This window comes from Kibdelosporangium banguiense (genome assembly GCF_017876405.1).
Lineage (GTDB): Bacteria > Actinomycetota > Actinomycetes > Mycobacteriales > Pseudonocardiaceae > Kibdelosporangium > Kibdelosporangium banguiense.
In genome coordinates, this window is record NZ_JAGINW010000001.1 from 9,661,007 (window position 1) to 9,673,798 (window position 12,792).

General features: G+C 67.2%; 12 protein-coding genes and 2 pseudogenes. 2 read left to right on the forward strand and 12 right to left on the reverse strand.

The genetic code is table 11. The features are described 5' to 3' along the window. Positions 1–4: 4 nt before the first annotated feature. Positions 5–219: pseudogene (locus JOF56_RS61135) on the forward strand (IS982 family transposase); the annotation flags it as partial. 205 nt (positions 220–424) lie between these two features. On the opposite strand, the gene JOF56_RS43755 reads toward JOF56_RS61135, so the two are convergent. The 11 genes and pseudogenes from JOF56_RS43755 to JOF56_RS43800 all read right to left on the reverse strand — a co-directional run bounded on the left by JOF56_RS43755 (position 425) and on the right by JOF56_RS43800 (position 11,596). Then, positions 425–829 (reverse strand): hypothetical protein, encoded by a 405-nt coding sequence (locus JOF56_RS43755; protein ID WP_209645453.1) that lies wholly within the window; start codon positions 827–829, stop codon positions 425–427. A gap of 645 nt (positions 830–1,474) precedes the next feature. Beyond that, on the reverse strand, positions 1,475–3,019 hold the full coding sequence (locus JOF56_RS43760) for an alpha/beta hydrolase (RefSeq protein WP_209645454.1): 1,545 nt from the start codon (positions 3,017–3,019) through the stop codon (positions 1,475–1,477). A gap of 122 nt (positions 3,020–3,141) precedes the next feature. Next, complete coding sequence (locus JOF56_RS43765) at positions 3,142–5,079, reverse strand: sensor histidine kinase (protein ID WP_209645455.1); 1,938 nt, start codon at positions 5,077–5,079, stop codon at positions 3,142–3,144. Beyond that, positions 5,072–5,746: a response regulator gene (locus tag JOF56_RS43770; protein ID WP_209645456.1), complete on the reverse strand. Its 675-nt coding sequence runs from the start codon at positions 5,744–5,746 to the stop codon at positions 5,072–5,074. Before JOF56_RS43770 ends, JOF56_RS43765 begins: the two co-directional genes overlap by 8 nt. A gap of 43 nt (positions 5,747–5,789) precedes the next feature. Next, positions 5,790–5,912: a hypothetical protein gene (locus JOF56_RS60410; protein WP_307855854.1), complete on the reverse strand. Its 123-nt coding sequence runs from the start codon at positions 5,910–5,912 to the stop codon at positions 5,790–5,792. A 46-nt stretch (positions 5,913–5,958) separates the two neighbouring features. Continuing rightward, positions 5,959–6,072: pseudogene (locus tag JOF56_RS60415) on the reverse strand (hypothetical protein); the annotation flags it as partial. Continuing rightward, the gene (locus JOF56_RS43780) at positions 6,021–7,514 is read right to left on the reverse strand and encodes a tannase/feruloyl esterase family alpha/beta hydrolase (RefSeq protein WP_209648839.1); all 1,494 of its coding nucleotides are present in this window, start codon (positions 7,512–7,514) and stop codon (positions 6,021–6,023) included. The gene JOF56_RS43780 and the pseudogene JOF56_RS60415, both read right to left, overlap by 52 nt. A gap of 169 nt (positions 7,515–7,683) precedes the next feature. Continuing rightward, complete coding sequence (locus tag JOF56_RS43785) at positions 7,684–8,892, reverse strand: MFS transporter (protein ID WP_209645457.1); 1,209 nt, start codon at positions 8,890–8,892, stop codon at positions 7,684–7,686. Continuing rightward, positions 8,889–9,812 (reverse strand): NADP-dependent oxidoreductase, encoded by a 924-nt coding sequence (locus tag JOF56_RS43790; protein ID WP_209645458.1) that lies wholly within the window; start codon positions 9,810–9,812, stop codon positions 8,889–8,891. Before JOF56_RS43790 ends, JOF56_RS43785 begins: the two co-directional genes overlap by 4 nt. 106 nt (positions 9,813–9,918) lie before the next feature. Further along, positions 9,919–10,314: a MerR family transcriptional regulator gene (locus JOF56_RS43795; RefSeq protein WP_209645459.1), complete on the reverse strand. Its 396-nt coding sequence runs from the start codon at positions 10,312–10,314 to the stop codon at positions 9,919–9,921. 76 nt (positions 10,315–10,390) lie between these two features. Continuing rightward, the gene (locus tag JOF56_RS43800; RefSeq protein ID WP_209645460.1) at positions 10,391–11,596 is read right to left on the reverse strand and encodes an FAD-dependent oxidoreductase; all 1,206 of its coding nucleotides are present in this window, start codon (positions 11,594–11,596) and stop codon (positions 10,391–10,393) included. Between the two features lie 153 nt (positions 11,597–11,749). On the opposite strand from JOF56_RS43800, the gene JOF56_RS43805 reads away from it, so the two are divergent. Further along, positions 11,750–12,355: a TetR/AcrR family transcriptional regulator gene (locus tag JOF56_RS43805; RefSeq protein WP_209645461.1), complete on the forward strand. Its 606-nt coding sequence runs from the start codon at positions 11,750–11,752 to the stop codon at positions 12,353–12,355. A 257-nt stretch (positions 12,356–12,612) separates the two neighbouring features. On the opposite strand, the gene JOF56_RS43810 is transcribed toward JOF56_RS43805, so the two are convergent. Next, positions 12,613–12,786 (reverse strand): hypothetical protein, encoded by a 174-nt coding sequence (locus JOF56_RS43810; RefSeq protein WP_209645462.1) that lies wholly within the window; start codon positions 12,784–12,786, stop codon positions 12,613–12,615. Between the last annotated feature and the right edge of the window lie 6 nt (positions 12,787–12,792).

Sequence of the window (12,792 nt, forward strand, 5' to 3'; positions counted from 1 at the left end):
GTGCGTGAGCAAGGATCTGGACACCCTCCTGACGGCACTGTACGTGCTGATCAACGACCATGTGGTGCCACCCCGCACCGGTCGTGGCCGTAGACCTGGACTGACCGACAGCGAACTGCTCTGCTGGGCTACCACCGCGAACGCCGCTGGATCCGGCATATCCACAGCGCCCCGCACTGGCGCAACATGTTTCCCTGCCGACCGGGACAGTCCGGCTATCCTTTACCAGTTCGAGCAACCGTTCACCGTGGACTCAACCAAGTACACGACACGCTTCGTCGGCACGGCCATCGACCTTACGACGAGAGTAGCGCGGATGGCTATTGCCGGGCTCGGACCTGTGCAGGACGGACAGTGCGGACACAGAGCCACACGCCCCCAGCAGCACGGACGACATTTTCGGCAAGCGCACGGCTGCCCGGTTTCAGGATCCGAGCGTGAGGAAGGCGAAGAGCTTTCCATCCTCGGGTTCGTTGTCGACGGTGACCTTGCCTCGATGGCTCACCTCCACTTGGTAGAACTTTGAGCCCGTGGGGATGTCGGCCACCGCGATCGGGAACATGCAGGCGCTGTTGGTGAGCGTGGTCAACTGACCGTCTTGTGCCGCGCGCCCCTGGCCCAGCTTCCCGGTGGCGATAAGTTTGCCCGTCTCGTCGTAGACCTTCACTTCTGTGCCGTCTCGGATGTCCCGGTAGCCGCCGCTGCCCCAGCAACGTTTTCGGTCGGTTCCTTCCGCGACGGCGTCGGCAGAAGTCACGATGCTGTAGTTGCCATACTTGACTTCTTCATAGGTCGGTGGCTCAGCGGACAATGTGATGAATCCGCCCATCTCGTATGTCCCAGACGTGGATACGAGAATTACGGTAAGTATGACGAGCACGGCCGCGACGACGGCGCTGACACCGATCCAGAACCGTTTGACTCGCGGCGGCCGGGACACTGTCGGACCAGGGGATGCAACCGGGACCTGCTGCATGCTCTCTGCTCGCGGAGCGGCATGCCCTGTCAGCGTATCGGCCGCGAAAGCGACCACCGGTTCACCGGTTTGCCGGATCGAGGACGATGGGCGCCGAAGGCCCAGCCGGCGGGCATGGCCGGCGCCCACTCGGGTCGACTTGTCCTCAGGCTTCGGCGTGGTCATGCGTTCTCATTCCATGTTCGAACGGCGGCTCCGGATCGCACATCCGGCTGCCCGGGGCATCGGTCTCCTCTCGAACCTGTTACTCCAAATGGCCCCGACCGGCGGGACTACAGCCGATCAAGTGACTGCGTTAGTCCGATCTGGTGAATGTGGATACGTTGCTCAGGCGTCTGTGCGCGCTCCTCGGCCAACTAATTAGCGCTGCAACAGATGCGGGGCCACCTCTGACACCTCAAGTCGTAGCCAGGCTCAACAACCGAATCCGTCATCGGCGACCTTCGCTACAAGAAAGCCCGCTGGCTCTGAGTGTTCCAGAGCCAGCGGGCCGCGTGATCACTGAGCAGGGACCGGCAATGGCATGCCGGGCACGCTCTGGTCCTGCGGGACGACGCCGTCCACCAGGTAGGCGTTCACGATCTTGTCCACGTTCGCGTTGCCGAAGGAGTAGACGCCGTGGTCACCCTCATCGGTGACGGTCAGCATCCGGGAGTTCTCGAACATGGCGTGTGCCTTGCGCGCGCCTTCGATCGGCGTGCCCGGGTCGTGCGCCGACTGGACCATCAGCACCGGTGGGACACCTTTTCCGTCCATTGTGGGCAGTGGACGGAACTTTTTGTTCTTCCAGAACACACAGGCCTGGTGGTCGATCCAGAAAGCGTCCAGTGTCAGGCCGCGGTCGAGGAACTCCTGCGACTTGCGGATCACCGACCGACGATCGCCGGTCCACGGGCCGTCGTTGCACGTGACGGCGGTCAGCACGGCCACCAGCGAATCCTCGGCCTCAGCACGGACCCGGGACAGCGCGGCCTTGACAGTCCCGCGGTCGTCAGCCGTGCCGGTCTCGATCAACCTCTTGACTTCGGCCAGAGTGGCGGCCATTTCCGGGAACAACACCTTGTGATAGCTCATGCCCATCATTGAGCCGTCCAGTTCGAGCGGGCCGAATCTCGCACCGCCGATGTCAAGCGGTTCGCGGCTGAGCGAGGCCCGGATGCTCTCGTAGTTCTGCCGGGCCTGCTCGGCGGTGCCGCCGAAGTGGTATTTGGCCTCGTAGCGCGCTATCCAGGGCAAGAAGTCCTGTCGCCAGCGGCGCTCGAAGCCCAGTGGCTGCCAGTCGCGCATCTTCTCCCACGGGGCAGTGAAATCGACGTTCGAGTCGAGGACGAACCGGCCGGTGCGCTGCGGGAACTGCTGGGCATAGTGCGCGCCCAGCCAGGTGCCCGCGGAGTAGCCGACATAGTTGACCTTGTGCCGGCCGAGCAGCACCCGCAGCAGATCCATGTCCCTGATCGTCTGGTAGGTGTCGATCAGCCCGGCCAGATCACCCGACACCCGCTGACAGGCCTTCGCGAAGTCCGCCAGGGTGTCCAGGATCTTGTCCAGGTTGCGCGGGTCGCGGTCACGCGGGTCCCGATCACTGAAAGTGGCGCCACCGCAGGAGATGTTCGTGCTCTTGCCCGTGCCACGTGGGTCTATGCCGATGATCTCCTGGTGCTCGCGCAGCTTGGTCTGGCCCTGGAACAGCACCGGGAGCGAACGGCCTTCCCCACCGGGACCGCCAGGGTTGGTCAGTACGGAAGCCGTTGTCCTGGCGGTGGATTTGAGCCTGCTGACCGCGATGGTCAGGTCTTTGCGTTCGTGCGGGCGGTCCCAGTCGCGGGGCGTGCTGAATGTGGCGCACTCCAACTGCTCGGTGCCCGGCGGCCGCGGTGCCGGCAGTTCGTTGTCGGCGCAGAGATGCCATGCCAGAGCCTGCCCGGTGTAGCGGGCCGGAATGTTCGTGGTGTTCAAGGCAGGATCGGCTGACGCCGTGGTCAATCCGGCGAGCAGGCCACCGACGACGGCCGGGATCACGATGGCGAAATATCGCCCTCTCATGTACTCCCCTTCTTCGAATTCCCCTGTGGAAACCCCGAAACGACGAGGTGGCCACGACGCTACGGGCGGCAAGGGTCTGCTCGCGTCGTCGCCGAGGACCAGATCGGCGCCGTGGCTGGGTCCTACGCAGGGATGACGGACGTGCGGGGCAGGTCCGCCCAGACTGTCCAACCTGGACCGTCGCCGGGACCGGCCTGCAGGCTGCCGCCGAGCAACGCCACCCGCTCGCGCATTCCCACGATCCCCAGCCCGGTACCGCCGCCCGGCCGGTGTCCTGGGACCGGGCCGCTGTCGCTGACCTGCACCGACACGGACTCCGCGCCATGTTTCACCCGCACCCGGGTCGGGCTCGGACCGGCGTGCCGCAGCACGTTGGTCAGCGCCTCGGTGAGGATCCGTTGCGCGAACAGTTCCGCCTCCCCTGCAACCGAAGCCGGGCTGCCGACCAGTTCGGTGTCGACCGGCAGTCCGGCACCCCGGACCGGTGCGAGCAGACGCTCCAGCCCGTCATCGTCCAGCGTGACGGCGTGCGGATCCGGGGTCAGGCCGGTCAGATCAGGCAGTGTGCACGCGACCCGGCGGCCGGAGTCGGCGATGTGCGCCAGCGCCTCGGCGCGACCGGCCGGATCCGGGGCCATCCGGGCGGCACCTGCCTGCACGGCGACCGCCGAGACGTGATGGGCGACGACATCGTGCAGTTCCCGGGCCACCCGCAGCCGTTCCTGGGCGACGATCTCACGCTCCCCTGCCTCGGCACACTCGCGCCGAGCGCGCTCGACCTGCAGCCGGTGCCGCCTTACCAGCATTCCGGCCAGCCATAGCGGCACGACGACGACGTAGGACAGGATCACTAGCGAGGTCGCCGACTCGCCGAACGACGGTCCGAGCAGCATCATCTGCGTGCTCAGCACCATCGGCGTGGTCACGGCGACGACCGCGGCCGACCAGCCGGCCCTGGCGTGGGACGCCGCACCCCAGATCAGCAGCGGCCATCCGGCCGTGGCCACGAGGTTCGTGGCGTCCAACGAATCAGCGAACAGCGCGAAGACTGCCCAGATCATCAGCGCCGGCAGCGGTGCTGTCCGCCACCATGCGACGGCGGCGAACTGTACGGACGCCACCAGCAGGGCAAGCGGAGAGCTCAGCGGCAGATCGATCAGGGCCAGCAGTTGGTCGACAACCGGCACATCGGTCCGGGCGGCCGGTATCGCGGCCAGCAGGAGGGCCGGAGCCACGATGGCGGCCAACGCGACCATGCCAGGACGGTCCGGGATCGGCAGCCCCCGACGGCCGGGTGGCGCCGGTTCCGGTTGGCCCGCATCGGAATCCGCGCGCAGCACACCGAGCACACGGCGCATCGCGGCCAGCACCGATCGTGCCTCCGCGCTCAGCCGCCGTAGGTCGGCGTCCGCGGTCATCGGCCGCTCGCAATGCCGGACCAGCCGGTGCAGCCCGGCGAGTACCCCGCTACCGATCTCCTCGGCGATACGCGCTCGCTCGGTCGCCAGCGCCCCAGCCTTCCGCGACCAGTCCTGTGCGCGCCGCTCACTCTCCACGCGTTCGGTCGCGGACCGCGTGAAACGACCAGCGAGCGCACCAATAAGCACGAACACGGCGATGGCGAGTCCCAACGCGAGGGCCGTCCAGGCACGGACCAACAAGGTGCCGGGCGTCATCGGGATGACCGCTACCCCCGCGACCACCGCCACCAGCACAGGCCCTGCCAGCCAGCCGATCGCTCGGCCCGGAGCCCGCGCGACGGAGAACGCCAGCACTCCCCACGTGTATGCCGGAAGAGCACCAATTGCGGCGCACTGTGCCACCGCGATCGGTGCCAGTGCCACGTATGCCCGTCTCGGCCACCGACGCCGCAACAGCACCGTTGCGGCCTGCGCTGTCAGGGTCAGTCCACCTACGACGACTGCGGCCGGGCCGTCGAGCAATCCCGGCAGCCCCGGCACGACCGGGTCGATCGCCGTGACCACTTCGGTCAACCCGAGCAGCAGCACCAACGCGGCCAGGGCCACGTCCCCGGCCCGCACCCCTGGCAGCTCAACCACTGTCGCCCAGCAGGCCGTTCTCGTAGGCGAAGATCACCAGCTGGACGCGGTCACGCAGGTCCAGTTTGCCCAGCAGCCGCGAGACGTGTGTCTTCACGGTCGTCTCGCTCAGTACGAGCCAGTCGGCGATCTCCGCGTTCGACATCCCGGTCGACACCAGGCCCAGAACTTCGCGCTCCCGCCCGGTGAGCGTGCCGACCGGCCCGGCATCCGGTTTCGGAGCGGCCGGCACGAACGATCCGACCAGCCGCCGAGTCACCGACGGCGCGAACAACGCGTGCCCCGCGTGCACCGTGCGGACCGCCACCTGCAGGTCCTCCGGCTCGACATCTTTGAGCACGAACCCGGACGCCCCTGCCCGCAACGCGTCGTAGACGTGCCGGTCCAGGTCGAACGTGGTGACCACGAGCACCCGGATCGCCGGGTCGCCGAGTGCGCGAATCAGCCGAGTGCCCTCAATGCCGTCCGTACCAGGCATCCGGACATCCATCAGCACGACGTCCGGGCGTAACTGCTCTGCTAACTCCGCAGCGCGGGCGCCGTCCCCAGCCTCCCCGACGACGTCGATGTCAGGCGCGGCGCCAAGCACAGTCCGTAGCCCGGCACGCACCACAACCTGATCGTCCGCAACGACCACCCGCACGGTTCGCTCCCCTATGCCTGCCATATAGGGCCATCCTGGCACGCCCGTTAGATATCGGTGGTCACCGCTAGCCCAGTTGCGGCTCGGTGCAAGGCGGGCGGGAGTCGTATTCGGCGCGGGCGGTGTCGATGTGGGACAGGTGGGTGATGCTCCATTCCAGGAGGGGCGCGGTGGCTTCGCGGAGGGTCACGCCCATGGGGGGTGAGCTCGTAGCTGACATGGGGTGGCATCACGTTGTGGACGGTGCGGGTGAGGATTCCGTCGCGTTCGAGGCTGCGCAGGGTAAGGATTGGCGGCGTCAGCGTGTGCAGACGAAGCTTGAGGCTGCGTAAGGATCGCCGGCACGATATCTGGGCCAGGCGGGGTATTCGCACAGTGGACGAGTGCGGTCGTGAGTGATGTCGGCAACGATGGGATTCGCAGGCGGCTGTCCTGTTTCGACCCAGCGTTCGAGTGCCGAGAGTGAGTCCCAGCCGGCGGCGAAGGCCGGCGTGCCGAAGTTCGCGTGGTTCGCCCCAGGCACGAGGTAGTACCGCATGAACGCGTGGGTGGACGAGGGGCCGAGCTTGGCGAGCACGCGCTGGTAGTAGTCGTTCGTCGAGCGATGGGAGACCAGCTCGTCGGCGGCGCCGTGCAGCAGGATCAGTTTGCCGCCGGTGCGGGCGAACGGACCGAGATCGACGTTGTTGCGGTCCTGGATCGTGGACAGGTGGCTGATTCGGCCGAGCCACTTTCCGGGATGCCGGGGATCCAGGTCGAGTGAGTTGTAGCCGGGGTCGCGGGTCAGGAAGTACTTGACCCATTGTTCCCAGTACTGCATCCCGTAGCCGCTTGTCACCGGCATGGGATTGGCCGGCGCGGTTGTGCCGAACCCGAGGAACGGGGTCCGCATGTCCGCGCCGGAGAGGAACGGGAAACCTGGGTATTCGGTCTCGCCACTGGCGACCCGGTACGGCCACCTGAACGGGGTGGACATGGCGATCACGGCCCCGATCTGGGGATCGGACAGGCAATCCGGACCGGCGTCGGCTCCGCCCGGGCAGCGAAGCACGTGCGGATCGAAGCCGCAGGCGCGAAGGTTCGAGACGACCTTGTCCTTGATGCCGTCCAGGCCGTCACACGCGTTGATCACACTGTTGTAGAGAAGCGTTTGCTTGGCGGGACTGGGGAAAACGCCGGGGCGGGACAGGACCTGGACCAGGTACCCCACGTCCAGGACCTCCGCGAGGTTGTTCCAGGCGGGGTAGGCGGAGATCACGCCGTCGAACGCCTGTGGCCACCGTTGGGCGACGATGAGAGCCTCCCGCCCACCTGTCGAGCCGCCCGAGAAATAGACCTCGGCAGGGTTCTGCCCATAGGCGAGCCGGACGAGGAACAGGCTGGCGTCGCGTGTCTTCTTCAGTGCGTCACCGGCAGCGAAGTTCTTCAACGCCTCGTCGTTCACGCCGAACGACCCGTCCAGCGACGGAACAGCCGCGGGGCCCTGCTGGTGGCCGGAGTCGCTGGCGAATGTCGCGTATCGCCGGGCCAAAGGCGCCGGTTGATCCGCGGGACCGAACGGTACGTTCATCGTCAGCGCGGGAATGGTCCCGTTGTAGCCGCCGCCACCGAACATCAGCGCCTTGTGATTCCAGCCGTGCGGCAAGGCAACGCGCATCTTGATCGCGGGCGCGGACCGATCGACGGGAAAGATGTCGGCGTCGAGAAGGCAGTACTCGACCGTCTGGCCACTGACCACGCTGGTCGTGACCAACGCCGACTGAACGCGACCACCGGTTGTCGGCAGGCTCATCGCTGAGGCCGGAATCTTCCTCTGGTTCAGCTCCGCGCACGCCGGCACGGTCGTGGTCGTTGCGGTGGCGGATTCCGTGCCGAGCAAAAGGATCGCGGCCGGCAACAGAACCGTAGCCGCCAGCGCGGCGAGCCGACGAGTCGGTGTTGTACTCACGCTGGCCCCTTTTTCAGTGGTAAAGGTGCGTTCCCGGGATGGCCTGCGGATCGTTACGGATCTCAGCGGTGTTCGTCTCGGGCAGGAACCACGCGCTGACGAAGGTGATCAGCCCCATCGCCATGATGTAGGCGGCGACCGGCATGGTGCTCCCGGTGTTCGCGATGAGTGCTGTCATGAGGAACGGCGTGCCACCGCTGACGATGATCGCCGAGAGCTGGTAGGACAACGACGCACCCGAGTAGCGGACGTTGGGCGCGAAGAGCTCGCCGAGGAAGCTGGCGATCGGGCCGTAGGTGAGGGTCTGGAACACGAAGCCCACCAGCACCGCGACGAAGATCAACGGCAGCGACGCGGTGTCGACGAGCCAGAAGTACGGAAAGGCCCACACCGCCACGCCCAGGCCACCGATCAGGATCAGCGGCCGGCGGCCCACCTTGTCGGAGATGTGGCCCGACCAGGGGATGACCACGAGCATCGCCACGGAACTGAGCAGCACGACCGCGAGCAGCAGGTTGCGCTGCAGGCCAAGGGAGTTGGTGCCGTAGCTCAGCAGACCGGAGATGCTGACGTAGAAAAGGCTGTTGGTCGCCGAGAGGATCCCGCAACCGAGCAGAATCCTCGCCCACTTGCTCCGGATGACCTTGGCCAGCGGAGCGCGGACCACCGCGTCCCGCGGCTTGGAGACGTTGCGCTGCAGCTCGCGGAACTCCGGTGTGTCCTCCACTTTGGCCTGGATGTAGAGCACCACCACGAACATCACGATGCTGACCAGGAAGGGAATGCGCCAGCCCCAGCTGAGGAAGGCGTCGTCCGGCAGCAGGGCGCCGGCGGCCACGAAGATCAGGTTCGACAGGATCACCGCGACCGGAACGCTGACCTGCCCGAAGGTTCCGGCGAAACCGCGCCGCTTGGGGCCGACGGACTCGGTGAGCAGCAGTATGATTCCGCCCCACTGGCCGCCGGCCGCGAGCCCCTGCAGGAAGCGCAGTGTGACCAGCAGAATCGGCGCCAGCGCGCCCACGGCCGACGCACTGGGCAGGCAGCCGATCAGGAAGGTCGCCGCACCCATGAGCGCCAGGCACGTCACGACAACCGGCTTGCGGCCGTACTTGTCACCGAAGTGCCCGGCGAGCACCCCGCCGATCGGACGCGCCACGAAGCCCGCCCAGAACGTGCTGAAGGCAAGCAGTGTCCCGGTCAGAGCCTGACGGCGTCTCATGCCACCTTGATGACAACCTTGCCTGAAGCGTGGCCGTTCTCCACGGTGGCAAGGGCGGCCGGGGCGTCGGAGAGCGGGTGGACCGCGGTGATCACAGGTGTGAGGACTCCGTCGAGGGCCAGCCGGGCGGACCGCTCCAGGTTCTCGCGGTCGAGGCGACGCTCAACGACACGCCCACCGAGATCGGGCACAGACATATCGCCCACGGCGATGACGTTACGAGGATCCCGGGCCAGTGGGGCGACCGTCCGCAGCGAGGCTCCTCCGACCAGGTCGACGATCCCGTCGAAGCCGTCCGGAACCAGCTCGCGTGCCGCGGCGACGACGTCCCCTGCGGTGTAGTCGATGAACCGCACCCCGACGGCCTCGGCGTGCTCGCGCTTGGCGGTACTCCCGGTGCCGATCACACGCAGCTCGCGTCCGACGGCCAGCCGGGCGACGGCGAGACCGACCCCTCCCCCGACCCCGTTGACCAGGACCGTGGCACCGGCCGGGAGACCGAGCTGGTCGAGCGCATCCACTGCGGTCGTGCCAGCCACTGGCAGCGTTGCCGCCACGGTCGCAGACAGACCTGCCGGAATACGCGCGGTGTTCGGCGCGGACAGCACCGTCGTCTCGGCGTGGGTGCCGCCACCGGTGAGTGCGAAGCCGAAGACCGCGTCACCCACCTCGAGCCCGTCGACGTCCTCGCCCAGGGCGAGAACGGTTCCCGCCGCTTCCATGCCCAGCACGAGGGGAAACGGACGCCCGCCGTCGAGCCCGGAGACCAGACCCGAGCGCAGCAGGTGGTCGAGAGGGTTCACACCGGCGACCTCGACCCGGATCAGCACCTCACCGCGACCGGGGACCGGATCGGGACGATCGAAGAACTCCTGCACCTCGGGCCCGCCATACCTGCCGAAACCCCACGCCTGCCCCATCTTCTGCCGCCTCCCGCATGACCGGCCCGGTGGTTCCGGGCTCTGCGGCCATCCTCACCGCTCACACCGATGTAAGAGGCAACCGGCTGAGGTGCAGGTCACAGCATCAGGCCGACCGTGGCACCGGTTCCGAGGTAGTGGACAGCCCCGCCCGGTGCCGACTGTTGGCTTCGATCAGCACGTCAAGCGCATCTCGGGTCTGGATCAGGTGCGCGATGTCGGCATCGATCCGGTCGCGCACGCGCGTCATCGTCGCGAACGCCAGCTCGACGACATCCGGATCACTGGGTGTCTCCACGCACGGCAGCACAGCCGCGATCACCTGGCTGGACATACCCGCGTCGAACAGCTGCCGGATGAGCGACACACGCTCGACCTCGGCATCGGAGTAGTGACGCTGCCCGGCGTCGGAGCGTGAGCTCGTCAGCAAGCCTTGCTCTTCGTAGTACCGCAGTGAGCGCGGACTCACGCCCGTGCGCTTGGACAGCTCGCCGATCCGCATCCCTGAAAGCCTACGCCCGCGTGCGTGCCGGTCGGACACCGCGCGCTGGCACTGGGTGCGGCCGCTGTCGATCCGTCTACTGCTCGTTTTCGGCTTGACGGCGTCGGTATTCCGCCGCCCTGGTCTGGTAGTTCTGGTGTTCCCGCGCGTGGTCCGGGGGAAGGTGCGGGGCGTCCGGGGACGTCGTGGCGAAGAAGCGCTTGAGCGCGGTGTTCGAGCTGACGGCGAGTTCCCCGGATCGCGGGAACATCGCTGACTCGTAGCGTGCGACCGCGTCGTCGAGACTGCTCTCCTTCTTGATGGCGTGTGCGAGTTCCGCGCCGTCGAGCAACGCGAGATTCGTGCCGTGGCCGCCGAAGGGTGCCATCAGGTGGGCCGCGCCGCCGATCAGGGTGACACCGGGGACGTGGTCCCACGTCAGCGGAGCGGGCAGAGCCCAGAAGCTGCGCTGCACGTAGTCGCCGTCGTTGCCGGTGATCAGTGGGCGCATGACCGCGGACCATTCGCTGAACTCCCGCAACAGGTGGGACCGGATCGCCTCGCGGTCGGTGAGGTCCACGCCGGCCGTGACGTGCCAGTCGAGTTCGGCGCGGAAGGCTATGTGGCCGCGGACCACACCGTTGCTGTTGCGCTGGACGATCACCGCGCGGCCGTCGCCGTCGGTGGAGAACATGTGGCCCTCGCCCACGATCGCGGCGACTTCGGGGTGCCTGGTGTCCACGTCGTCGAATCGGGCGTCGAGGAAGTGGACGCCGAAATACTGCGGCACCGCGTCGGTGAGCAGCCGGCGAACCGGTGACCACACGCCATCGGCGCCGATGACGAGGTCGGCTTCCGCGCTGGCACCGTTGGCGAACTCCAAGCGGTGCGTCCCGTCTCCGAGCGGGGTCGCGCGCACCAGTTTGTGTCCCCAGTGGACCGTGCCGGGCGCCAAGTGCTCGTACAGCATGCTCCGCAGCTGGCCGCGGTCGATCTCGGGAGCGGCCTCGTCGCCTTCAGCGGGAGTGAACTCGGCCAGGACGGTGCCATGGTGGTCGCGGCGGCTCTTGGCCTGGCCTTCCATCCGGGACAACGCCAGGAACGCGTCCAGCAGCCCGGCGTCCTCCAACGCGATCTGGCCTGCGTCGGCATGCAGGTCGAGTGACCCTCCTGGGTCTCGGGAGTCCACGGCGGCGTCCGCGTCGTACACCGCCGGTTGGAAGCCGTGTCCCTGCAGGACGCGAGCGCACATCAAGCCGGCGGGGCCGCCGCCGACTATGGCGATGCGGGGTGAGGTTGTCATGGGGTGAGTCCTTCCACGGGTGCTGCGGCGGCGTGTTCGTCGCCGGTGGGAGCAGGCCGGACGGTCCGACTCCGCACACCATACATAGAACTGTTCTACAAATCGAACGGTTCTATGTTTCGACCCGTTCAACACGGAGGTTAGAGTGGAGACATGACTGAGGCAGGACGCCGCGAGCGCAAGAAGGCCGCCACTCGCCAGGCCTTGGCCGACGCCGCACTGGCGCTGTTCCTGGAGCGGGGCTACGACGCGGTCGGCGTGCGGGAGATCGCCGACACCGCCGACGTCTCGGTGGCCACCCTGTTCAAACACTTCCCTGACGGCAAAGAAGCACTGGTCTTCGACCAAGACGCCGACCGCGAGACCGCGCTCGTCACCGCGGTCCGCGAGCGCCCAGCCGGCCAGTCCATCCCCCAGGCACTGCGCCAACTGCTGCGCGACGAACGCTCCCCGCAGGTCCACACCGACCCACGCCTGGCCGACTTCCTCCGCCTGATCGACACCACTCCCCCACTGCGTGAGTACTTCCGCCGTATGTGGCTGCGCCACGAGAACGCCTTGGCCGCAGCGATCGCCGCCGACACCGGGCTACCCGAGGACGACGCCGGCTGCCAGGCGCTGGCCCACTTCGCCCTCGAAGCCGTCGCCCTCGCCCGAGGGCGGGACGACGCCGAGTCCGCACTCGACCGGATCTTCGCCTTGCTCGACACCGGATGGACGGACACGACGAAGAAACCCACGAGGCACGACGACACCTGATGGCAGCCAATGACCTGCGCCGCAACAGAACGCGTCGAAGTGTCCAAGGACGCGGATTCGCTGGCGAATCACCACCCGCAGGCGCTCGCCGTGAAGTCGCCCTCGATGTCCACATCGGACGCCTGTTGGGCATCGAATCCGTGCCCGAAGGCACAGATCACCCGCCAATGCTGGCGTTCATCTACGACGGCGGCACACGCCATCACGGACGGCGTGCCTATCAGTGTCCATTTAGATCGATCAGCGCAACGGACCGGTCACAGTTCGGGATCACCTGGCGGGATCGCCTTGGCCAACGTGTCGTTGATGGTCGCGTAGTTCCCGATCGTCCGTCGCACCATCTCGGCGAAGGACTCCATCTGCTGCAGGTTGACCGTATATCCATCGTGCACCATCCGGTCTGTTCGAGTGCCGGTTCTGCGGCTGGCCATGCAGAA